Source organism: Spirosoma koreense, assembly GCF_054777875.1.
Window position 1 is genome coordinate 1,699,694 of sequence record NZ_BAAHAC010000022.1, and the last position, 23,625, is coordinate 1,723,318.

Consider the following 23,625-nt stretch of genomic DNA (forward strand, 5'->3'; position numbering starts at 1 on the left):
ATTACATTTTGGCATAAATGGACTCTACTGTAAGGGTCTATTTACTATATACGGCCATAAGAATACGAATTGTATGTCTACTGATGATATAGTCCGCTTGAATCAGTCTGTCAGCCAGGCACAAGAAGCCCGGCTGACGGCGGAGAAAAGATTAGCAGAAAAAATTGACGAACTCTACCAGACTCAGGAACAGAACCGACAGCTTAACGCCAGTCTGACCAGACAGATACAGGAAAAATCGCAGGAATTACGCCGGTATGATCAGGAGTATCGGCAGATTATCGAATCCATTCAGGACGTTATCTATAAGATTTCGCCCGCCGACGGCGTGTTTACCTTCGTCAGTCCGGTGATCGAGAAGATGCTGGGGTATACGGAGGCAGAATTACTCTACCAGCCTTATACCATACTGGTTCCGGCCGAATATCAGGATGAGCTGCGCGATTTTTACCTGAATATGATGCAGGCAAAGCTGGATAATACGTATCTGGAGCTTCCGGTGATACGTAAGGACGGGAGCCGGCTGTGGATCGGACAAACCGTTCGGCTGCTGACCACTGACGACGGTACACCGCAGTTCGTTGCGGTAGCGCGTGACATCTCCGATCGCCGGAAAGCCGAGGATGCGCTCGTGAGTGCGCAAACGCGCCTGGTTACGGTGATTTCCAGTTCGGCATCGGCGGTCATGATCGAAGACGAAAACCACGTGATCGTGCTCATCAATCAGCAGTTCTGCGATTTGTTTGGACTGGACTCGGAGGTTTTACAGGAAGAGCATATGGTTTGTTCCGTGGTGTTCAAACAGGGAGCACACCTGGTAAAGGAGCCTGAAAAATTCCTGAAGCGGATTGATGAGCTACTGCTCGACCGGCAGGTGGTTATCGGCGAGGAAATCTGCATGGCCGACGATCGACGGTTTGAGCGCGATTATATTCCGGTTTTTCGCGACGACCAGTATATGGGCCACCTGTGGCGCTATACCGACGTAACGGAGAAATACCTGGCGCGCGAACAACTGCGCAAGAGCGAGGAGAAGTACCGGGGTATCATGAACAATCTGGAACTGGGTCTGCTCGAAGTAGATAACGACCAGACTATTATTCGGGCGTACGATCGATTTTGCCAGATGCTGGGCTACACCGCCGATGAACTGATTGGACAGAACGCGTCGACGCTGTTTCTGGCTCAGGAAGGGCAGGAAGTGCTGGAAAAGCAGCAGGCCCTGCGCTATCATGGACAGGCTTCATCCTACGAAGTTCCGCTGCAGCACAAGAACGGACAGACGGTCTGGATGCTGGTTAGCGGAGCGCCGATCATGGATGAACACGGCGCGATCGTTGGTTCGATCGGGGTGCATTACAACCTCACGGAGCGGAAGAAGCTGGAACTGGAACTGGAAGAATCACGCCTGGCCGAAAAGCAGTTTCTGGCCAATATGAGCCATGAAATCCGTACTCCTTTGAACGCCATTATTGGCATGACTCACCTGCTGTACGACACACGCCCGACGCAGAATCAACTGGAGTATCTGGACATTATCCGCTCGTCGGCCGATTTTTTGCACACACTCATCTCCGATCTGCTCGATATGGCTAAAATTGAAGCCGGCCGCGTAGAAGTGTCCCGTCAGCCGTTCGATCTGGCCGGGTTGCTGCGCAGTCTTCAGAAAATATTCCAGATGCGGCTTCAGAAACGCCCCATCAGCATGGATGTTATGCTCGACGCCCGGATTTCGGGGAAATACATAGGCGATGAACTGATGCTGAATCAGATTCTGCTGAATCTGCTCGGCAATGCCGAAAAGTTTACCGAAGAAGGGTCTATTATGCTCACGGCGCGCATCCGGAAAAAAGAAGCCGACCGCACCTGGATCGAGTTTCAGGTATCGGATACAGGCGTGGGTATTCCAGAGGATAAGCTGGACCGGATTTTTCAGAAATTCCGGCAGGTAAGCCCCGAAGGGCATAAGCACAAAGGAACCGGACTAGGTCTGGCCATTACCAAAGAACTTATCGAGCTACAGGAAGGGAGTATTTCCGTTCGCAGTACAGTTGGCGAAGGGAGTCAGTTTACGTTCAGCCTGCCCTATGCGCAGGCCATTCCCGAAGAGAAAGAGCTGGGGCAGCCCGAAACTCCGCCAACGGGCGAAACGGCCAGCCAGATCGAACACCTGACCATTCTGGTCGCCGAAGATAACCTGATGAATCAGCGGTATGTGAGCGGGCTTCTGAAAAAGTGGGGCGTCACTTTTATTATTGCCAGCGATGGGCAGGAGGCCGTGGATATGTGCCGCAAAGAAAAATTCGATCTGATTCTGATGGATATTCAGATGCCGGTGCTGAACGGTTACGATGCCACCATTGCCATCCGCGCCATCGACAACCCGAACCAGAACACGCCGATTCTGGCCCTGACTGCGTCGGCCATGCTGGATCAGAAAGAAATGGCGATCAAAGCGGGAATGGACGGCTTTCTGCCAAAACCGTTCGCTCCCGATAAGTTGCTGGCGGCTTTGCAGGAACACGCCAGAAAGGCATAAAAGCCGCTATGGAACCACCACCTGGCTTGCTACCTGCCCGCGCGCCAGCGACCAATCGTTATCGAAAAAGCCTGCTTTTCGGATGCCTTTTACCCCATTCCGCAGCATGCTCAGATCGAAAATCATGAAGTCGGGGAAACCACTGCCCCCCGCAAAATACTGGTTCGCATCGGTTGCTCTCAGTCCTGCAAGACCCGTTCCGGTCACGACGGCAACCGATGCAGCCGGGCTGTCGGGGCGGGGCCAGGCGAAATAAGCGCCGATGGTATCGCCCGTATAGCGCTCATTGCCAATGGTCAGTAACCCCCGGCTTGCCTGGATCGGGCAGTTGGCCAGCAACTGGGCCCAGGCCCGGTTCGTGGTCGAGTTACCATAAAGAATCACGCCCCGGTCGGCGAACGGGCCTGCCATAAATTCTTTATCGCTAACCATATCGACGGCACCATTGCCCCGGTAATACCAGGTTTCGGCGTCGTAACGGGCTTTGTTGTAGGCCCAGGCGTTTTCGTCGGCCGTCCCTGCCGTGCCATATACGAACACCATTCGGTGGTTGAACGGCTCTTTGAAGGTACCGTTCCGGTGCGGACCTTTCTGCGTCGGCGTTGGTTTTGTCGCCACTTCCCATTGTTCTTTTCGGGCCAGGTACAGCTTGTCGGTCTGATTGCGGACCACATGACGGATGGCTTTCAGACTATCGAGGGTGATGGTAACGGTTTCGCCCGGCTGAAAGTCGCTCAGATCGACCGACAGCAAGCCTACATTGTCGGCTTTACCGCTGATCGTCTTCGCTTTCTTGTCGCGGATCAACTGAACCCGGCTTAGTTGCAGCGGGTGAAGCTGCTGCTCGACACTGACCCAACGCATGCTGGAGGAAATAGCGGGATTGGCTGTAGTGAAATCGATCGTCTGAACTGCGCTATCGGCCGGAATGCGGTGCCAGCGGAAATACTCGAACAGTGGTTTCCAGTCTACGCTTTCGTTGCTGTACCAGTGCGAGCCGCCGGGGTATTCGTAATACGAGAAATCGGGATGGAACGTACCGAGCAGTTTCTTCATCTGCCGGGCATATTCGACCGAAACGGTCCGGTCAGCATCGCCGTGTAACACATACACACCCAGCGGTTTATAATTAGAGGCCAGCGCCAGGACGTTGCTGGGGTTACTGGCCTGAAGCAGCAGCTTTTCCATGGGAGAGCCGCCTTCGGTCGGGATTTTGCCGTCGTGCGAACCATAATCGGCCAGCGTCGGGTAGCCCGCACAGGGGGCAATGGCGGCCCAGTTGCCGGGCAGGGTAGCGCCCAGATACCAGGTGCCATGACCACCCATCGAGTGGCCGGTCAGGTAGATCCGTTGTGGGTCGGGCTGGTATAGTTTCTTTCCGATGGTGAGCACTTCCAGCGCGTCGAGCCGGCCCCAGTCCTCCCAGTTGAATCCGCGCGGGCGTCGGTTGGTGGGGGCTACGAGTACGCCCCAATCCTTTGGAACGTAGGCCCGGGCCTGACCGCTGGCTTCGACCCCCGCCCCGTGGACCGACAAAAAGAAAGCCGGTGCCTTGCCATCGGGCTGTTGCTGCGGAGCTACTCCGTAATATTGAACACTGCCGTCGATGTGGCTGACGAAGGTATGGTTCTGATGAGCCAGAGGTTCGACTGCCGTCAGACTGATTTCCTTTTCATCCAGGGTTTTTCCGGTCTGCGAAAGCACGAGTTGGGCTTTCAGATCACCCTTTTGCCGAACCCCCGACGGATTGATCCGAAACCCAACCTTGCGGGTAGCCAGGGGCGCTATGGCCGGCAGGTCGGTTACCTCGTCGGTACCTGCCAGCCGGCTTCGTAGCTGTAAGCCTGTGAGGGACTTGGTCGATGTGTTGACGACGACTACGGCTCCCCAGATCGGTTCGCTTTGCCGGCCCAGGACAAGGCTGGGTAGGGTAGGGTCGTCGGTATTGAGGCTTATCGGCTTTTCCGGAAAAATCAACTCCGTCAGCAACCCCTGACTACGCGAGAACGGCGACGTGCGCACGTAGAATTCATTACGACCTTTTTTCAGCGCAACTGGTATGAACAACCATCCGCTGGCATACGGATCGCCCGCGTGAGGAGCCCCGTTGACATACACCATGTTGTGGCCGGTTGTATGCAGCAGCGCCGTTTGTTCCCGGTTCGAGTCGTAAGTCAGGTACAGATAGCCATTCGTAAACGAGCGCCCGCGGAACTTCTTGTCGTTATCGGCCGTAACCGCCTGCCAGACCAGTTCCTTACTGTCTGTCAGCGGTTTTCCTTCCGCGGGCGTCTGCAAGGTAGTCTGGTAGAGCTGATACGCCAGCTCATCGGTATAAAGTGCTTCCCGGCCGTAGTGGTGACAGGGGCCAATGGCCAGCCCTTTGGTAAACGAATAAACCGACTGGGCCCGGGCCGTCCAGGCGAACAGCAGGACCCATCCGATCGTAAAAAGTGGTTTCATAAGTTTGTTGATGAGGGCTTTACCTAAACCGGGCGCGGTCAGTACGTAGCAAAAATGTCTTCCATTACGTAGGCATGTGTGCCTAACCATTTGGCCGTACCGTTCAGTTGGGTGAGCTCGATGGTCATGTCGTTCCGGAAATCGCTCAGGCAGTATTTACTGATGGCCTGCTCAATGGTACTCAGGATAAAGTCGGCGGCATTGGTCAGCACACCATCGATAATGATCATTTCGGGATTGAACAGATTGATGGCAACGGCGAGACCCTTTCCGAGCTGAAAACCTGCTTCGTGCAGCACATCGATGGCGTATGAATCGCCCTGGTGAGCTGCGCTGATCAGCTCGTCGATACCAATCTGATCGACCTGCTCTTTAAGTCCGGCCAGTTTGGAAACCTGGCCGGCCAGGATGCCGTCCTGCACCCGCCTGACCAGCGCGGAAGCCGAGGTGATGGTATTCAGGCAGCCGATCTTACCGCAGTGGCACAGCTCACCTTCCGGATCGACCTGAATGTGTCCCAACTCACCCGCGAAGCCACTAGCCCCCTGAAATACTTCCCCATTGACAATAATTCCCAGCCCTACGCCCCAGTCGATGTTGATGGCCAGTACCTGTTTTTTGCCCTGCGCCCCGCCGAACCGGCTTTCACCGAGCACGGTTGCTTTCGTGTCGTTGATCAGGTAGACGGGTTTGCCGATCTGGGCTGAAAACCATTTTGTCAGAGACTCCTCGCCCTGAGTCAGGTTTTTATACGTCAGGTTTACGCCCCGACGGGAGTCGATCAAACCAGGCATCGAAATACCAACGGCAATCAATTCCTCGCGGGCCAGCCCCGACTCGCTCATGGCATTCTCGAAACAATCGGCCAGGGTAGACAGAAAGGTAGGGTTGTCATGCAGCCGCAGGTCATAATCGCCCCGGAAGATTACCGTCCGCTGGGTATTCATCACCAGAATTTTTGTATCGTGGATACTGACATCGATCACTGCGACGTGATTCAGCTTTGTATTTAGCCCAAATAATACGGGCCGCCGGCCGTTGTTGCCGATGGCAGTACCAATGGCGGTAACCCATTGCGTCTGGATGAGTTCTTCCACCAGACTGGTTACCGACGGAACGCTGTTGTGGAGCAGATTGGCTAAGGTTGCCAAGGTGCAGGTGCCTTGTGTATAAAGATAAGCCAGCACCTTGCGCTGCTTCTGGTTCTTCTTATAGTCAACGACCGATTGCGGAAAGGGGGGTTCTTCTTCAAGGAAGACGGATGAATTCATGGGGTATTAGAAGTAAAGAGAGATAAGCAGCAAATATTCAGGTTTAGAAATCACTATTTCCCAAAGGAGATTCTACGATTAAATTACTTTCACGTATTTTTGCAAAAAAAAGCTTCCGGGTCAACAAGGTGAAAATTTAGGCTATAAGTCGTTGATTGAACGCGAAATTGGTCAGCAAACTAATTTAATTTATTCATATAAATACAAAAGTTTATAAAAAAAAATATTAACTAGGCATTAATACTTAAATAAATTAATATTAATATTGTATTAAACTTCCTGTACTTCACTTAGATCAAGTTTCTTTATGGCAAAAAATTTACAAGGCCTTATTGTCCTGTTGTGGATGATAAGTGGCCCTGTATTGGCTCAGACCATCACGGGTCGGGTCACTACAACCACCGATGGACAGCCCTTGCCTGGTGTATCCATTGTACTGAAAGGCTCCTCTTCTGGTACAGTGACAGATTCGGATGGCAAATACAGCATTGCTGGGGCTAAAAACAAAACCCTGGTTTTTTCCTTCATCGGCTACAAGACTAAAGAGGTAGCCATTGAAAACCGCTCGACGGTCGACGTCACGCTGGACGAAGATGCGTCAATGATCAATGAGGTCGTGGTCACGGCCCTGGGTATCAAAAAAGAAGAACGGGCGCTGGGATATGCCACCGCCATTGTCAATAGCGATCAACTGGTTAAGACGGCATCGCCCAACTTTGCTACCGCCCTGTATGGTAAAGCTCCCGGGGTAAGCATCAGCGCTACACCCGGCGGTGCTACCAGTGCCGTGAACATCAACATCCGCGGGTTTTCTTCGATTACGGGCAACACGCAGCCGTTAATTGTAATGGATGGTATCCCCATTCGGAACGGCGAAGTAAGAAACAACGACTACTGGGGCGATCAGCGCATTCGCGGGAACGGGCTTTTGGATCTGAACCCGGCCGATATCGAAAACATCTCGATTCTGAAAGGAGCCTCGGCGGCTGCTCTGTATGGTTCGGAAGCCGTTAATGGCGTGGTTCTGGTTACGACAAAGAGCGGTAAAGGAAAAAAAGGGCTGGGCGTCGATTTCAACGCCAGCTATAGCGTCGATAAAATTGCTTACCTGCCACGGTACCAGAACGTGAGAGGGCCTGGCTACATGCAGAATTATGCGAACGGTGGTCAGGATGCCAATGGGTTTATCTACTACGACACCGACGGTGACGGCAAAGGCGATACGCGTGGGTTGCTAGGGGCCAGCGTAAACTTCGGGCCTAAGTTCGATGGACAGCCGGTCATGGCGTTCGATGGGGTTATCCGGCCTTATTCTCCCTCCGGAAACAGCTATGCTGATCTATTCCAGAACGCCCACAGTGCCAACATCAACCTGTCGGTTTCGAAAGCGAGTGAAAATTCATCGCTTCGTTTTTCGTATACCCGTCAGGATAATGGCATGATCAGCTACCAGGCGAAAAACGAAAAGAACATCATGAATCTGAACGCCAGCTTCAATGCCAACAAAAAGCTGAAGACAGATCTGGTTGTGAACTACATTAATCAGTATACGCACAACCGGCCGTTTAAAGTAGATCGCATGATCAACAACTTTACGGGGATGATGAACCGATTCGAATCGGCCGACTGGTATTTCAACAAGTACCAGACCAGCCTGGGGTATAAATTCGTAACCGGCACCAACCAGAGCCTGACGCCGAACGAAAACATCATCCGAAATGGGTTCAAAACGGATATCGGCGATTACGTATGGAGCACCCGGGCCAACACCTACGACGAATACAGCAACCGGATCATTGCGAGCATTACCCAGAACTGGGAGATCATTCCGAGCCTGAACCTGCGTGGTCGTATAGGAACCGACTTTACCTCGGAGCGAATCGAAGACAAGCAACGGAGCTCTATTCCGCTGGCGTTCGGCTATTCGGGTTCCTTTGCCATGAACAACAACCTGTATAGCAACGTATACGGCGACCTGTTGCTTTCGTATAACAAGAAAGTAAGCGACGACATCACGATTTCAGCCATGGCGGGTTACAATGCCTACAAGCAGCTGAATACAATGATGAGCCGCTCGACCAACGGCGGGCTGAGTACCGAGAATTTCTTTGATGTCTCGGCGTCTGTAAACACCGCAGGCGGTACCAACAGCCGTGATCGATGGGTGCGGGATGCCTTCCTGGGTACGTTGAACTTCAATTTTAAAGATATCGTGTACATTGAAGGAACCCTGCGCCGGGACAAAACCTCGACCCTGGCTCCGGGCAACAACGCCTTCGTTTATCCCTCGGTGAACTCGTCGTTTGTATTCAGTGATCTGTTCCGGCTGCCAGCTGCCATCAGCTATGCGAAACTGAGAGCTTCGTATGGCATTGTGGGTAACTACCCGACTATTTACCGGGCTAACACGGCCTATACGCAGGGTAGCCTGAACGTGCAGCAAACGGGTGGAAGCTCGGTATTGTACACAACCATCAGCAGCGATTACGGCAACGATAAAATCCGCCCTGAACAGAAGCGCGAATTTGAGTTCGGTCTGGAAACCCGGCTCTTCAAAAACCGGCTGCGGCTCGACCTGGCTTACTATAACGCCCAGATCGTCGACCAGATTCTGCCGCTGACGATTTCGGCCACCTCGGGGGCTAAAACGATTCTGGCTAACATCGGTACACTCCGCAACCAGGGCCTCGAAATGGCGTTGAACATTTCGCCTTTGCGGGCCAAAAGCCTCAACGGTTTGAACTGGGACCTGACGCTGAACCTGGCTAAAAACACCAACAAGGTCGAAAAACTGGCGAACAATTCGACGGAACTGCTCCACGCCGATTACGACGGAAACGCGGCTCAACTGCGGTCGGTGGTGGGCCAGCCCATGGGCGACATCTATGTGCATGGTATCCTGAAAGATGCCAGTGGCCGTAACGTGGTCGGACCGGATGGCCTGTATCAACTGGATGGCAACAACTGGATCAAAGCGGGAAATGCGATGCCGAAACTAACTGGCGGTCTGCTGAACAGCTTCAGCTACAAAGGCTTTACGCTGGATCTGGTTACCGACTTCCGGATCGGAGGTGCCATTATGCCGACGGGTATCAACTGGATGACATCGCGCGGGCTGACGGAAGAAAGCCTCAACGCCATGGATGCCGAACACGGTGGACTGAGTTATTACCTTGATGCCAACGGCAAGGGCGTTCAGACAACGGCGGCTGCCGGTCCGAGCGGACAGACGGTGTATCACGATGGTATGCTGATGGATGGCGTGTTGCCAACGGGTGAGAAAAATACCAACGTCATTTCGCAGGCGATTTACTACAACGCAACCTATAACTGGGGTGGACCTCAGTATGGCAACGCGCGCTACGAATTGTACGTGAAAGAGAACACCTATGTTAAAATGAGAGAAATCTCGCTGGGCTATCGCATCCCAGCCGGTTTCACCCGCAAAATCGGTACCCAGAACCTGACTCTGTCGGTGTTCGGACGTAACCTGTTCTTCATCTACCGGACCATTAAAGATCTGGATGCTGAGCAGACAAATACGGGTACGAAATGGGTAGACAACATCAGTAACGCCGGTAGCAACCCATCGTTCCGCACCATGGGGGTTATGCTGCGGGCCAGCTTCTAATTTTAACGAAATCATCGAAAATGAAAAAAATATCATTTCTGGTAGCTACCGTGCTTTTACTGGCAAACGTCTCCTGCAAGGATTCGGAATTTACGGAAGCTTACCCAGACCCATCCAAAATTGCCCAGACGACCGTTGAGAAGCAGTTTACCGGCGTCCTGTATGCCAACCGCGATTACGTACTGCCGGGCTATCGGTTCTACTTCGTTACCCTGCGAACGACCCTGAACCATTACAATCAGGCAACGGGCTGGATCAACTCATCCGGCCAATACGTGCCGGGTTCGTCGGGGGTAGAAGATGTGTGGTACACCTACTACAACATGCTGGCGCAGTACCGTGAACTGCAGAAAGTATACAACGCGTTACCCACTGATCAGCAGAAGGACCGGAGAATTTTCATGCTGACAGCGGCTGTTTATGTGTATGACCAGACCCAGACGATGGTCGATCTGTTCGGCTCGATTCCCTTCAGTCAGGCGGGGCTGCTGAGTACTAACGGGGGCGATTACACCGCGTCCAGCGCTAAATTCGATACGGCCGAGAGTATTTATTCGTTCCTGCTCGACGATCTGAAAAGCATCGCTACGGAGCTAAACAGCATTACGGTGGGTGCCGGTTATCTGACTGCGTTCAAAACACAGGACTACCTCAATAAGGGGGACATTACGGCCTGGAAACGGTACTGCAACTCGCTTCGGTTGCGCCTACTGAACCGGGTTTCGGATGTGGAAAGCTTCAAGTCCCGATCGAATACCGAGATCGCGGAGATCCTGAACAACGCAACGACCTACCCGGTCGTTGAAACGAACGCGCAGAACATCCAGATCAATGTCTACGATATCAACACGGATATCAATTCGAAAGGATTCCGTGATGGGCTGGAATCGACCGACTGGTTCGGTAATACGGCGGGTAAGGCGATCATCGATAACATGAACACCAATAAGGACCCGCGCCTGCCCCTGCTGTTCGAGCCGGGTGCCAATGCCGCCGGAAAATACATCGGCATCGACCCGACCGCTCCGGAATCGACCCAGCAGGCCTTGTACAATGCCGGTCAGGTGGCCATTTATAACCGCTACACGCTGAGCCGCAACCAGTTCTTTCCTGGTATCCTGATCAATGCTCCGCAAATCAGCCTGATCAAGGCCGAGTACTATCTGCGGGCTGGAAACGATGCGTCGGCCAAAACGGCGTATGAAACGGCCATTCGCCAGTCGGTGCAGTTCTACAACGGTATTCTGGCGCTCACCAATGCAACTGGCATTACGGGCTCATCCGTACCTACGGCAGCAACCGACGCTTCGATCGCGGCTTACATTACCGGCAGTGGCGTCAGCTGGAGCAGTGCCACCAGCAATGCCGACAAGCTGAAGCTGATCGCTACCCAGAAATGGTTGCATTACAACCTGGTTCAGCCTTACGAAAACTGGTCGGATATCCGTCGGCTGGATTATCCGACACTGAGTTTTCAGACGGACAATGCCAACAACCAGACCCTGCCGCCCGTTCGCTGGACGATCCCAGGGAATGAAATTACCTACAATGCCACCAACTATGCGGCCGTGAAAGCAACGGATAACCTGAAAACCAAAATTTTCTGGGACGTTAAATAAAAGCTATGGCATTGTAACCGAAAAATGTATTTAAATTGGTAAAAAAAATAAAGAGGTAGCCCTGTGGGTTACCTCTTTTTGTATGCTTCTGCTGTTTCTATTTCTTCTGATTTTCCAGCACCAGCAGCTGTGGAAAAGAGGTAATACCTTTCAAAAGTAGCTGGGTCATTTCGCCAACGGTGTGAAAATACGAACCCAGCACAATATCAACGTCGCCGTCCTGGTCGATGTCGGCGGCTTCCATCGTTAGCCACTTTCCGTAAGCTGCTTCTGGTGTACTGAAAGGTTTGAGGGTTCCGCCTTCGTTGGAAAAATACACAAATCCCTGTTCGGGCTGAGCCAGATTCGTGTAAAACGACGTAGCGGCTATATCGATGTCGCCGTCCTGGTCGAAGTCTCTCGCCACGGCCTTACTGGCTCCGTACATCGGGTAAAACCAGGTTTCTTTAAAGTTATCCTTTCGGTCGTTGAGGTAGAGCCGGACGCCGTGGTAGTTCTTATTGCTGGATGAGTAATCCCAGTTGTCGCCGTTCGTCAGCAGAATATCCTGAAAACCATCTTTGTTGAAATCAACCAGTTCGACATAGCTGGCTCCGAACACGGGTGGAAAACGCAAGACGGTTTTTTCGTTGAACTGGCCGTTGCCCTGGTTGTAAAAAATCGACACTTCTTCCCGCGCCTGCGCCATCAATACCAGCAGATCCGGCTTTTTGTCATGGTTGAAATCCGCAATCTCCACTTTTCGGGCACCGGGCAATGCTTTCAGGACATGTTCTTTGGTGGGCTCGAAATTATCGTACCAGAACAGTTTCCCCGCGTTGTTGCCAAATCCGCAGATCACCACATCGTCTTTACCATCTGCATTCAGGTCGCTGACCGTAAACTGGACAGGACGTGGTAAGTCTCGGATATTGACCGGAGAAGAACCGGCTTTCGCTGATCGCTCCAGCGTCATCAGCCGACCCAGTCGTTGGTCGGAGGGGGCGAAAATACCGATGGTGAGCAGCCGGGGTGCGGCTTGTTTAGGAAAATCAATGTCGGTCGATGGGGTATCGATCCACCAGGTATCGGCTAGTTGTAGCTGACTCCCCAGCACATACAGCGCATGCTGTGCGTCGCCTACGTAGAGCTGGGCCGTGTTGGGGTCGTATTTCAGTAAAGTAGTCTGCGGAACGGGTTTATCGCCCAGTGAAACAGCTTTTGCTTTAAAGAGGGAGAGCTGATCCGTAATGGGCAGATGCGGCTTCTGTGGGAGCGGTTCGGCGGGAGCCATCCGTTCGTAATACCGGACGATCTGCTGCCAGTCGTTGACCGAAAGTGCCGCCGTCTCCGGGTAAACGTTCAACGGACCCACGGCTTTTTCTTCTTCCGGTGAGAGCGCTCGTAGCGTATCCTGGTCGGGTAATTTAATCCCAAGCCGCCTGCCCATATTAGGCAGCACTCCGGTTAGCCAGGTCTTTTTATCCAGTAAGTCGGGTTCGGGAAACAGGTGGCAATTGCTGCAATACCGCAGGGCCAGCCGTCTGCCAGCGGCCGTAGAATCGGTACTGGATGCTTGTTGGCGGTCGGCCGTAGAAAGGGGATCGGTTCTGTCCAGGACAGAAAACGAGGCCATTCCAAAGGCGACGATAAGAACCAGACCGGTTTTGAGAGCGGGCATTGAGCGAACGAATTGGCTAATGTGCAACTAATGACAGCCAGCGGTCGCAGGTTCGGGCGAAGCAAACTCGTCAGTTATCCCCGTAGTTCGATCACCTGCCCGTCCTGACAGCGCAGCACGCGGGCCGGGTATTTGTGTATCAGTTCGTAATTGTGGGTCGCCATCAGAATGGCCGTGCCCGCGTTGTTGATCGACTGAAACACCTTCATGATCTGGTCGGCAACGGCCGGGTCAAGGTTTCCGGTCGGTTCGTCGGCGATGATAATTTGTGGATCGTTCAGCATCGCCCGCGCAATGACCACCCGTTGCTGCTCGCCCCCCGACAGTTGGTGGGGCATCTTTTGCTGTGCTGTTCCCAGCCCGACCTGAGTCAGTACTTCCGCAATCCGGCGATCCATATCCGCTTTGTTGGTCCAGCCGGTAGCTTTCAGGACAAACTTCAGGTTCTCTTCGACCGACCGATCGAAAAACAGCTGAAAGTCCTGGAAGACGATCCCGATCTTACGGCGAAGCTGTGGTATGTCTCTGGATGTCAGTGCGTTCAATGCATATCCAGCTACCGTGCCTTTTCCCGTTTGCAGCCACAGATCGGCGTACAACGTTTTCAGCATCGATGATTTTCCGCTCCCGGTACGACCAATGACGTACACAAAATCGCCTTTGTTCACCAGGAAGGATACGTCGCCTAAAACCAGCTTTTTACCCTGATAAATATCGGCGTGATCGAGTGTAAGAACGGGTTCGGAGGAATGCATACAAAAGTCGTTAAAAATTAGTCGATAGTCAGCGCTGGTAAGCGGCTGACTATCGACTAACGAACGGCGGCTTATTTATTATTTTTTCACTGGCAAATTAGCCTTTTCGTGATCAGCCAGGAATTTGGCCAGGCCAATGTCGGTGAGGGGGTGGTTGAGCAACGATTTGATTACGCTCAGCGGAGCCGTCATCACGTCGGCACCAATCTCGGCGCATTTGATGACGTGCATTGGGTGCCGAACCGAAGCCGCCAGAACTTCGGTCGTGATGCCGTAATTGGTGAAAATGGTCACGATCTGTTCGATCAGTTCCATTCCGTCGGTCGAGATATCATCCAGGCGACCAACAAACGGCGATACGAACGATGCGCCTGCTTTGGCCGCTACCAGCGCCTGACCAGCCGAGAAAATAAGGGTACAGTTAGTGCGGATGCCTTTTTCCGAGAAATATTTGATGGCTTTTACCCCGTCGGCGGTCATCGGGATTTTCACGACGATATTCTCATCGATCTCAGCCAGTTCATCGCCTTCTTTGATCATCTCGTCGTATTTGATCGATATCACTTCGGCGCTGACATCGTTGCCGACGATTTCACAGATTTGCTTGTAATGGCGCATCACGTTGTCTTTGCCCGTAATGCCTTCTTTAGCCATCAGCGAAGGGTTGGTAGTAACTCCGTCGAGGACACCCATTTCCTGGGCCTCCCGAATGTCAGCCAGATTGGCCGTATCGATGAAAAATTTCATAGTAAAAATGGAAGTTAATTAAGTGGTTTGTTTTCCGATCAGCCGGTGAGCTAACCTACTCACGGACTGACTAATTCACTGACTACGTGCGTTCCGTCCTGGATTTTGCAGACGTGAATGTACGTATCTTTCCCCGTTCGCGCTTTGTATTGCTTTATAATCTGGCTGGTAAACGCCGACAGAGACTCTTCGCGTACCAGATTGATCGTGCAGCCGCCAAAGCCGCCCCCCATCATCCGGGCGCCCAGCACACCGGGCTGATGACGGGCAATCTCGACAAGGATGTCCAGTTCGGGGCAACTGACTTCATACCAGTGACTCAGTCCTTCGTGCGAACCGTACATCAACTGGCCAAAAGTAGCAATATCATTAGCTTCGAGAGCAGCTACGCCATCGAGCAGGCGATTATTTTCCTGCACCACATAGGCACAGCGTCGGTAAATCAGGGGATCGGTATCGCGCAGATGCTCGTCGAGCATGGCCATCGTGACATCGCGCAGGCTTTTGATGGCCGGATAAAACGTTTGCAGGAACCGCACGCCCGCGTCGCATTCGGCCCGGCGGGTGTTGTATTCCGACGAGACCAGCGAATGCTTGACCCGCGAATCGCACAGAACGATGCTGATACCATCCATACGCAGCGGGGCGTAGGTATACTCCAGGGAGCGGCAATCGAGTTTGATGACATGATCGGCTTTACCCATCATACTGGCGAACATATCCATAATGCCCACTTTCGCACCAACGAACTCATTTTCGGCCCGTTGCGACAATTTGAGCAGACTAATTCGATCCAGTCCGAACCCAAACAGTTCGTTGAGCGCCATACCGACCCCGTTTTCGAGCGCGGCCGACGACGACAAACCCGACCCCATCGGAATGGTCCCGCCAAAAACGCAGTTGAAGCCACCAACCGCGTACCCGGCCAGCCGAAACTGAGCGATTACGCCCAGCAGATAATCGGCCCAGGTGTGCGTAGGTGCCAAAGGATCGCCCGAAGCCTGGTAGGTTTGATCCAGGTCATGCGCGACAAAGTGGAGTTCATGATCGGTCCGGCGACCCACAGCCAGGTAGATGGCTTTATCGATAGCCGCCGGCAGCACAAACCCTTCGTTGTAGTCCGTATGTTCGCCGATCAGATTGACACGGCCAGGTGAGCAAATCAGTAACGGGTCAGCGTGAAACAACTGCTGGAACGACGTGGCGAGTTGGCTAAGCAGATTCATGTCGGGGTTAAAAATTTAGCGATTCGACCGTAGTTGAAACGTAAACGCTTCGCTAAACACAAGCAACCGTCGTCTTACAAAGAAACTGAACTGGACGGAAATAAAAAATGGCAAACCAATGTCTCACCGCTACGACCACCTACCCTTGCTTCGGTCAAGACCTGGGGGATTCAGCAGGAGCTGGTAGCACCGATTTGCCGATGCAAAGTTACGCAATTGTTCATCAAACGACCAAATTTCACTCGTACCTTTGTGTAAAATCAATTGTGAATGCACGATGCGTGCTTGAGTGAATGCCTTCTGGCTACTTGTCTTTGCGGCTATAATTCATCCAGTTACGCCTTCATGAATTCACTTATTCTTCAATGAAGCGACTGCCATTGTTCATTATCCCTTGCATATTATTTGTTGTACTGGCCTGTAATTCAGCCGGAAATTATATCGAACAGGGCCGGGTATACCTAAAAGAAGGTAAGTTTCGCGAAGCGATTCAATCCCTGAATCAGGCCATCGAATCCGACGATACCGACCCCGAAGCGTTCAACTCGCGGGGGGTAGCTTATTTTGAACTGAAAGAATACGCGAATGCCGCCCTCGATTATGACCAGGCCATCAAGCTGAAACCCGATTTCTACCGGTCGTACTACAACCGGGGATTGTTGAAAGTGGCACAGAACGATTTGCCGGGGGCGCTTAAAGATTACTCCGACGCTATCCGGCTGATGCCCGACACCAGCCGCGGCCTCAGCGCCGAAGTGTTTCTCAACCGGGGCCAGTTGTTTGCCACACAGGGGCAGATTCAACCCGCACTGAACGATTTTTCGCAGGCAATCACATTAGATTCGAAAAATTCACTGGCTTTATATAACCGGGGCAACCTGCGGTTCCAGCAGAAAGATCTGGTTGGAGCGATCGCCGATTTTCAGCAGGCGGTACAGGCGAACCCAAAATTCGGCAAGGCGTTTTACGGATTAGGCATTGCCCAACTGCTTCACGACGAACGCGAGCCTGGGTGCCTGAACCTGAAACAGGCTCAGTCGCTTGGCTATGCTGATGCGACAAATGCCGTGGCGGAATATTGTAAATAAGTAGTCAGTCGTTAGTGGATAGGTATCGGTCACTAGCTACTATTGACTGATCCGTGCCAACTAATGACTAGTATCTAAACCATGCGTAAAACTATCTCTATCGTTTTTGGGCTGTTATTCATTCTGTTTGCGGCTTTTCAGTACAACGATCCCGATCCGGAGGTCTGGATTCCTATCTATGGATTTGCCGCTGTAGCCTGTTTTATGGCTTTCGCCGGAGTAGGGCAGTGGTGGTTTTTTGCGGCTATGGCCGTTATATATCTTATTGCGGCTTATTATCAATGGCCACCTGTCTACGAAGGGTTTATGTTCAGTGAGACCGGGATGCGTAGCCTGAACATCGAACTGGCCCGCGAAGCAGGGGGCCTGGCTATTTGTGCGGCTGTCATGGCTTTGCTGGCCGCGCTGGTGCGTAAACCCATACGCTGATGAAACTTATCGAATGTCCACGGGATGCCATGCAGGGGCTGGCTCATTTTGTGCCGACCGATCTGAAAATCCGCTACCTGAATACGTTGTTGCAGGTTGGTTTCGACACGCTCGACTTCGGGAGCTTCGTCTCGCCGAAAGCCATTCCGCAAATGCGCGACACGGCCGAAGTACTGGCCGGGCTTCATGTGTTCCGGACCAAAACGAAACTACTGGCGATTGTCGCGAATCTGCGCGGAGCCGAACAGGCGGTGAGTTACCCACAAATTCAGTACGTTGGGTTTCCGCTATCGGTGTCGGAAACATTTCAGCAGCGTAATACCAATAAGTCCATTGCGGCAGCCTTTGCCGATGTTGAGGCCATCCAGACACTGTGTCTGCGCAAACAAAAAGAACTGGTCGTTTACCTGTCGATGGGCTTTGGGAATCCATACGGTGACCCCTATAGCCCCGATCTCGTGGGCGAATTTACCGAGCGGCTGGTGCGACTGGGCGTTGCCATTATTGCTCCCTCCGACACGGTAGGCTCATCGACCCCCGATGGAATCGAGACGTTGTTCCGGCACCTGATTGGCGCGTTTCCGCAAGTCGAATTTGGGGCGCATCTACACGCACGACCGGGGGAGGCTCCCGATAAAGTTCGGGCGGCTGTCCGGGCGGGTGTTCAGCGGATCGATGGAGCGCTACGGGGCTTCGGCGGCTGCCCGATGGCGGCCGACGACCTGACCGGAAACCTGCCCACTGAAGAAATCCTTGACACCTTAACCGGCGAAGGCATCTCGCTTCCAATAAATCAGGAGGCCTTTCAAAAAGCGCTCACGCTGTCGGCGGGGGTGTTTTAGGGTGTAGGGGTAAGGGCACGGGGCAGAGGGTTGGCAAGTATTATTTTTACCCTATGCCCCATGCCCTTACCCCTACACCCCTTCACATAAACATCGCCTGGATTTCTTCCTTAACGGCTTTGAGCGCGTTGGATGTCGGCTGCCGCTCTTTCTGGATGATCCGCTCGAAAATCCGCTTCGACAGATCGAGGGCGGGCGCGTCGGGGCGCGTATCGCCGGAGGCCTGGTTGATGAGGACCATTACTTCGTTCATGGCCGACTGAATTTCATCCCAGACCGCCTGGCTCATGTACACCTGCTGCGACAGGTTATGGTTGTACTCGTCCCGGATTTCCTGCAGGAGTCGCTGCTGCAATTCCAGTACCGTCGTTGAACTTCCTCCCAAGCGCAGTAATAAATTGTTGGGGCTGATGCGTTCCAGAAACAGCACCATCCGTTCGTAAGCCTGTAACCGGATGGGAACGACCGACTCGGTGTAGCGATTTTTAACTTCATACTGATGGCGGTCGGCTTCGCGTTCCAGTAACAGCTTTACGGTCAGGTACATGCCGTATAGAACTAACGCAGCCGGAACAATCAGCTTCAGAAAGTCACTCAATAGGTCCATAAACAATGGGAACGTTGTTGCGTAAAAATGGGTAGTGTTGAAAAACAGTTACTCTGGTTGGCATTCGACGTGTATGGGTAACGGATGCGCCTGCTTAACACAAACGACAAACAACCCATATAGGTATGCTGACACTCGAAAATCCAGTCTGGGTCCGGCCCGAAGCGCGCGAACAAATTCAGGACACCTTACAGGCCAACAAAATTCCCGGTGAGTATGGCCTGCGGGTAGGCATCCGGGGGGGCGGCTGCGGAGCGTCATGGCTTTTAGGATTCGACTTGCCCGGCCCCTCCGACGAAGTATATACGGTAGAAGGTGTCCGCGTCATTATTGACCGGAAACATTTACTCTATGTGCTGGGCGCAGAGATTGGCTTTGAGCCGGGCGGTTTCACGGTAGAAAAAGCAAACGAAAGTCGGTAGACGTGTTCTGAACACAGATCCTGGATAAGATGAAGAAATTATTCGATGGTGACGTGCTTCCAGTTCTCTCCCGATCGGATGCGGTTGAGCTGGGTATGGGTAATGCCGAACTGTTTAGCAATCATTTTTAGCCGGTTTTTGTCGTTCAGCAGCAGTTTCTTAATGATCTTGACTTTGCTCTCGGTCAGTTTATAATTACGGGTCTGGCGGGGCAGGCTCCGGTTCTTAAGATAGGGGTTCTGCCGATTGTGTTCGATCATTTCGTTTTTGGTCACCCACCGCAGATTCTGGTAATAATTATTCTGCTTATCGTGATCGAGATGAATCACAAAAGTCTGATCGGAATTATCCCGACCGACAAAATGCTCGGCCACCAGTTTATGAACGTACCGATTCAGGGTTTTACCTTGCGAGCGAATATTTAATGACCGATATCCCTGAATTATAGAGCCTTTTATCAGTTTACTGGAGACACTGGGTGCTTCGGAACCCGCCCGGTTGGCAGATGACGACTGGAAACTTCGTAAACGCCCATAATTCGAGACTTCATAGTGGGGCGGGTTCTCGATACCCTCAAAGACAATAGGTATCCATTTCTCATTCCAGTAACTTTGATTCCCTTTGGCGTCCATAAATGAAGCAAATTTTGATGCTAGGTTGATTAGTTGTGGGCGCTAACTGAATAGGACGGAGACACTATTAAGGAGAGTGAAAGAAAGTAGCAGTATCCTCAGAAATAGGGGCCTAAACAGGTTTTTGAGCCATTTAATGAGTGCTTAACAACTTTACATTAAAATAGTTACGTTTTTTTTAATAGGCGGCCGAAAATTTGCCAAATTAAGGAAATCACCTGAAACGTAAACCAGTCGCATCGGGAATGCCCGACTTCGTTTCCGTTATCCTGAGTTTAGGTGAGAACTAGCCTGAACGTATTGAGAGAACCGCCTGGCAATCGGATTGGTTATAGGAGCAGGCATACGGCATCAATGCCATACGCCCGACGCGAATGGACACTCCTGCAAAAAAGACGCTGGTGATTGGCGCGACCGAAAAATCCGGTCGTTATGCGAACCTGGCGGCCCATAGCCTGCTCCGACACGGGCACGCTATTGAATTACTGGGTTTACGAGAAGGAACGATTGATGGGCACGCAATCCAAACGGGGCAACCCGCGCTGGAGGATGTGGATACAATAACGATGTATGTCGGGCCGCGCAACCAGTCGGGCCTCTACGAGTACATTAAAAGCCTTAAACCCCGCCGGGTCATCTTCAATCCCGGCGCTGAAAATCCAGACTTCGAGCGTCAACTCCGCGACGAAGGCATCGAACCCATCGAAGCCTGCACGCTGGTGATGCTGTCGATCGGAACGTACTAAAAGGATGTATGATATAGGAAGTATGATGTATAAATTCAGATTTGTTCAATACATCATACTTTCCATATCATACATTCCATCCCACTTACCATTTTATCAGCGCCGAAGCCCAGGTGAAGCCGCTACCAAAAGCGGCCAGACAGACCAGATCGCCGGGTGCGATGCGTCCTTCTTCAAACGCTTCGGTCAGGGCAATCGGAATGGAAGCCGCGGTGGTGTTGCCGTACCGCTGAATGTTGTTGAAGACCTTCTCTTCGGGTAAGTTCATCTGCTGCCGAACGTATTCCGAAATACGGATATTGGCCTGGTGCGGCACCAAAAGCGCCAGGTCTTCGGGTTTGTATCCGTTGGCTTCCAGGCTTTCGCCGATGACCTCCATAAACCGGACTACAGCGTGTTTAAACACTGCATTGCCGTTCATAGACACGTTATAGTTGCCGTCGGCCAGCGTGGCTTCGCTAACCCAGCGCCCGTCGCGGCTGCTGCCCGGATCGCGGACGTACAGTTCTTCGGCATACCGGCCATCGGCATGCAGGTGGGTCGATAGCACCCGGTGTTCGGGATCGGTCGTGGCCTGTAAGACAGCCGCTCCGGCTCCATCGCCAAAAATAACCGCTACTCCGCGGCCTTCGTTGCTCTTGTTCAGAAACGTCGACTGGATTTCGGAGCCAACCACCAGAATGGTTTTATACATCCCGGTTTTGATGAACTGGTCGGCTATGGAGAGGGCGTATACAAAGCCCGAGCACTGGTTACGGATGTCGATGACGCCGATGTTCTCCAGACCTAGTTCGCGCTGCATCAGAAAAGCGGAGCCAGGAAAGTAATAATCGGGCGTGATGGTGGCATAAACGATCAGATCGACGGCGTTGGCTTCCAGCCCGGCACGGTCCAGGGCCATCCGCGAAGCAGCCGCAGCCATACTCGCATTGGTATCTTTGCCGTACGTGAAATAACGCCGTTGTTTAATCCCGGTTCGTTCCTGAATCCAGGCATCCGACGTGTCCATGTACTGAGTTAGCGCATCATTCGTGACGACGGTATCGGGTACGTAAAACCCCAATCCTTTTATACTTGAATAAACGGTAGTCATTCGTTGCTGGGAAAAGTCGGTAAAAATAGCATTTTTCCGTGTAGATATTTTATTTGGCAGACCACGGGTGCTATCGATACCTGAAAAATACACTACCGAAGCCTAGGCAGTGTGCAAATCGAATGAATACTCTTCCATGATCAGGTTGGCCAGCAATTGTTTGCAGGCCGAATCGACGGTAGTACGCGCCTGCTCTTCAGTATCGGCATCGACTTCAAGCCGAATGTGTTTTCCAATGCGAACATTGTCGATGGTATCCATCTGAAGATTGTGGAGCCCCAGTTTGACGGCTTTGCCCTGCGGGTCCAGAATTTCCGAACGGGTCATGATGTTGATCTCGGCGATGTATTTCATTTTTTTAATGAGCGACTGAGTGACTGATAGAATGAGTGAATGGAATAGGGACAATTAATTGCTGATTCACTCATTCTATCAGTCACTCATTAAAAATTAGTGAGAGGATAATGTAAAGCAAAATAACCAGCGGTATGGCCGCAAACTGCAAAAATAACAGGAGTAAGACGGAAGCGATCAGAAAACTGTATTTAATCCGATTGTCGGCCCAGGCGAACGATTTAAATTTAAGCGCAAACAGCGGAATTTCGGACACCATCAGAAACCCGAAAGCGATCATCATGCCAATGGCTGCGTCGTTTTTCCAGATGGCGTCGTATTGGGGTTGATAGCGTTCCATGAGTGGAAAAGCCGCAATCAGGATGGTGTTGGCGGGCGTCGGTACGCCAATGAATCGGTCACTTTGCCGAGTGTCGATATTGAACTTGGCCAGCCGCAAAGCCGACAAAACCGCAATCAGAAACGCACCATAAGCAATGGTGCCCAACCCCTGAAACCAGGCCAGTTGAAAAACGATCGTAGCGGGCAACACGCCAAACGTAACCACGTCGGCCAGCGAATCCAGTTCCTTTCCGAACGGTCCCGATACCTTGACCAGTCGCGCAACGAACCCATCACCGAAATCCAGCACAGCCGCCAGCCCAATCAGCCAGGCCGCCGTGTCGAGATGCCCGCGCAGGGTCATGACCAGACCAATGCACCCGCAAAGCAGGTTACCGCAGGTCATGGCATTCGGAAGGTGCTTCAGTAGATTCATATGTAGCACCGAACTTCTGGTTCGGTAGGCCGCTAGGCCAAATAATTTCTTAGTTAACAAAAGCTGGCCTGACAGCCTACCGGGCTGGAAACCCGATATTACGCTCTGACAAACGGATTCGTACGCTTCTCCTGCCCGATGGTCGTTGGCTCCATATGACCGGCATAAACGGCATAATCGTCGGGTAGGGTATAGAATTTGGTACGGATGCTATTCATCAGGTCGGCGTGGTTGCAGTACGGAAAGTCCGTTCGGCCAACGCTTCCCCGGAACAGCACATCGCCCCCCACTACATACCGCTCCGCGTGGTTGACGAAGGCCACATGCCCCGGCGCGTGTCCGGGCACAAAGATGACATCCAGAACGGTATTGCCAAACTGAAACTGATCACCTTCCTGCAAATAGGCGTCGATTTTCGAAGGTTCGTACCCGCGCAGGCCATAGAGTTCACAACGCGTCGAAACATCGTTGTAGATGACCATGTCGAGCTCATGTAAATAGGCTTTCACCCCGAACTTACGCTTCACATAAGCGACCCCGAATACATGGTCGAGATGGGAGTGAGTAAGCAGTAGATACTTGACGTTGAGCTGGTTGTCTGTGATAAATCGGCCCAGCGCTTCTTTTTCTGCCTGCTCATAACAGCCCGGATCGATGATAACCGCGTCGTGGGTGGCGTCGTCGGCAATGACGTAGGTATTTTCGTGAAAGGGCGAGAATTCGAAAGCCTGGATCATAGGTATC

The 23,625-nt window shown here is 52.3% G+C and carries 20 protein-coding genes; 8 read left to right on the plus strand and 12 right to left on the minus strand.

What is annotated here, in order from left to right:
* The first annotated feature begins 97 nt into the window (after window positions 1-97).
* Window positions 98-2,539 carry a PAS domain S-box protein gene (locus ACYVC2_RS20540; RefSeq protein ID WP_461105200.1) on the plus strand — a complete coding sequence of 814 codons (2,442 nt, stop codon included), beginning with the start codon at window positions 98-100 and terminating at the stop codon, window positions 2,537-2,539.
* A 6-nt stretch (window positions 2,540-2,545) separates the two neighbouring features.
* Here the strand turns inward: ACYVC2_RS20540 and ACYVC2_RS20545 are convergent, their stop codons facing one another.
* Together ACYVC2_RS20545 and ACYVC2_RS20550 are read right to left on the minus strand one after the other, a co-directional pair.
* On the minus strand, window positions 2,546-5,002 hold the full coding sequence (locus ACYVC2_RS20545) for an alpha/beta hydrolase (RefSeq protein WP_461105202.1): 2,457 nt from the start codon (window positions 5,000-5,002) through the stop codon (window positions 2,546-2,548).
* A 38-nt stretch (window positions 5,003-5,040) separates the two neighbouring features.
* Window positions 5,041-6,273, minus strand: a complete 1,233-nt coding sequence (locus tag ACYVC2_RS20550; protein ID WP_461105204.1) for an ROK family transcriptional regulator — start codon at window positions 6,271-6,273, stop codon at window positions 5,041-5,043.
* Window positions 6,274-6,580: 307 nt separating this feature from the next.
* On the opposite strand from ACYVC2_RS20550, the gene ACYVC2_RS20555 reads away from it, so the two are divergent.
* Both ACYVC2_RS20555 and ACYVC2_RS20560 read left to right on the plus strand, forming a co-directional pair.
* Window positions 6,581-9,904 (plus strand): SusC/RagA family TonB-linked outer membrane protein, encoded by a 3,324-nt coding sequence (locus ACYVC2_RS20555; protein ID WP_461105206.1) that lies wholly within the window; start codon window positions 6,581-6,583, stop codon window positions 9,902-9,904.
* 20 nt (window positions 9,905-9,924) lie between these two features.
* Window positions 9,925-11,523 (plus strand): SusD/RagB family nutrient-binding outer membrane lipoprotein, encoded by a 1,599-nt coding sequence (locus ACYVC2_RS20560; RefSeq protein ID WP_461105208.1) that lies wholly within the window; start codon window positions 9,925-9,927, stop codon window positions 11,521-11,523.
* 97 nt (window positions 11,524-11,620) lie between these two features.
* Here ACYVC2_RS20560 and ACYVC2_RS20565 read toward each other — a convergent pair whose 3' ends face one another.
* The 4 genes from ACYVC2_RS20565 to galK form a co-directional block, all read right to left on the minus strand.
* Entirely contained in the window at window positions 11,621-13,183 is a 1,563-nt protein-coding gene (locus ACYVC2_RS20565; RefSeq protein ID WP_461105210.1) for an FG-GAP repeat domain-containing protein, read from the minus strand.
* 74 nt (window positions 13,184-13,257) lie between these two features.
* Window positions 13,258-13,938, minus strand: a complete 681-nt coding sequence (locus ACYVC2_RS20570) for a cell division ATP-binding protein FtsE (protein WP_461105212.1) — start codon at window positions 13,936-13,938, stop codon at window positions 13,258-13,260.
* Between the two features lie 78 nt (window positions 13,939-14,016).
* The gene (fsa, locus tag ACYVC2_RS20575; protein WP_461105214.1) at window positions 14,017-14,685 is read right to left on the minus strand and encodes a fructose-6-phosphate aldolase; all 669 of its coding nucleotides are present in this window, start codon (window positions 14,683-14,685) and stop codon (window positions 14,017-14,019) included.
* Window positions 14,686-14,744: 59 nt separating this feature from the next.
* Complete coding sequence (gene galK, locus ACYVC2_RS20580; protein WP_461105216.1) at window positions 14,745-15,911, minus strand: galactokinase; 1,167 nt, start codon at window positions 15,909-15,911, stop codon at window positions 14,745-14,747.
* Window positions 15,912-16,276: 365 nt separating this feature from the next.
* On the opposite strand from galK, the gene ACYVC2_RS20585 reads away from it, so the two are divergent.
* The 3 genes from ACYVC2_RS20585 to ACYVC2_RS20595 all read left to right on the plus strand — a co-directional run bounded on the left by ACYVC2_RS20585 (window position 16,277) and on the right by ACYVC2_RS20595 (window position 18,270).
* On the plus strand, window positions 16,277-16,999 hold the full coding sequence (locus tag ACYVC2_RS20585) for a tetratricopeptide repeat protein (protein WP_461105218.1): 723 nt from the start codon (window positions 16,277-16,279) through the stop codon (window positions 16,997-16,999).
* 81 nt (window positions 17,000-17,080) lie between these two features.
* Window positions 17,081-17,428 carry a transmembrane 220 family protein gene (locus ACYVC2_RS20590; RefSeq protein WP_461105220.1) on the plus strand — a complete coding sequence of 116 codons (348 nt, stop codon included), beginning with the start codon at window positions 17,081-17,083 and terminating at the stop codon, window positions 17,426-17,428.
* Window positions 17,428-18,270: a hydroxymethylglutaryl-CoA lyase gene (locus ACYVC2_RS20595; RefSeq protein ID WP_461105222.1), complete on the plus strand. Its 843-nt coding sequence runs from the start codon at window positions 17,428-17,430 to the stop codon at window positions 18,268-18,270. Before ACYVC2_RS20590 ends, ACYVC2_RS20595 begins: the two co-directional genes overlap by 1 nt.
* Window positions 18,271-18,352: 82 nt before the next feature.
* On the opposite strand, the gene ACYVC2_RS20600 is transcribed toward ACYVC2_RS20595, so the two are convergent.
* On the minus strand, window positions 18,353-18,877 hold the full coding sequence (locus tag ACYVC2_RS20600; protein ID WP_461105224.1) for a DUF7935 family protein: 525 nt from the start codon (window positions 18,875-18,877) through the stop codon (window positions 18,353-18,355).
* A gap of 125 nt (window positions 18,878-19,002) precedes the next feature.
* Here ACYVC2_RS20600 and ACYVC2_RS20605 point away from each other — a divergent pair, with 125 nt between their 5' ends.
* Window positions 19,003-19,299 carry a HesB/IscA family protein gene (locus ACYVC2_RS20605; protein WP_461105226.1) on the plus strand — a complete coding sequence of 99 codons (297 nt, stop codon included), beginning with the start codon at window positions 19,003-19,005 and terminating at the stop codon, window positions 19,297-19,299.
* Window positions 19,300-19,337: 38 nt separating this feature from the next.
* Here ACYVC2_RS20605 and ACYVC2_RS20610 read toward each other — a convergent pair whose 3' ends face one another.
* A complete protein-coding gene (locus ACYVC2_RS20610) occupies window positions 19,338-19,931 on the minus strand; it encodes an HNH endonuclease (RefSeq protein WP_461105228.1) in 594 nt (197 codons plus the stop codon).
* 374 nt (window positions 19,932-20,305) lie between these two features.
* Between ACYVC2_RS20610 and ACYVC2_RS20615 the strand changes: the two genes are divergently transcribed.
* Window positions 20,306-20,677 (plus strand): CoA-binding protein, encoded by a 372-nt coding sequence (locus ACYVC2_RS20615; protein WP_461105230.1) that lies wholly within the window; start codon window positions 20,306-20,308, stop codon window positions 20,675-20,677.
* 85 nt (window positions 20,678-20,762) lie between these two features.
* On the opposite strand, the gene ACYVC2_RS20620 is transcribed toward ACYVC2_RS20615, so the two are convergent.
* The 4 genes from ACYVC2_RS20620 to ACYVC2_RS20635 form a co-directional block, all read right to left on the minus strand.
* Window positions 20,763-21,770 carry a 3-oxoacyl-ACP synthase III family protein gene (locus ACYVC2_RS20620; protein WP_461105232.1) on the minus strand — a complete coding sequence of 336 codons (1,008 nt, stop codon included), beginning with the start codon at window positions 21,768-21,770 and terminating at the stop codon, window positions 20,763-20,765.
* Window positions 21,771-21,872: 102 nt separating this feature from the next.
* A complete protein-coding gene (gene purS, locus ACYVC2_RS20625) occupies window positions 21,873-22,124 on the minus strand; it encodes a phosphoribosylformylglycinamidine synthase subunit PurS (RefSeq protein ID WP_191038342.1) in 252 nt (83 codons plus the stop codon).
* A gap of 82 nt (window positions 22,125-22,206) precedes the next feature.
* Window positions 22,207-22,881, minus strand: coding sequence for a CDP-diacylglycerol--serine O-phosphatidyltransferase (gene pssA / locus ACYVC2_RS20630; protein ID WP_461105235.1), 675 nt, complete (start codon window positions 22,879-22,881; stop codon window positions 22,207-22,209).
* A gap of 98 nt (window positions 22,882-22,979) precedes the next feature.
* Entirely contained in the window at window positions 22,980-23,618 is a 639-nt protein-coding gene (locus tag ACYVC2_RS20635; RefSeq protein WP_461105237.1) for an MBL fold metallo-hydrolase, read from the minus strand.
* Window positions 23,619-23,625 lie beyond the last annotated feature (7 nt).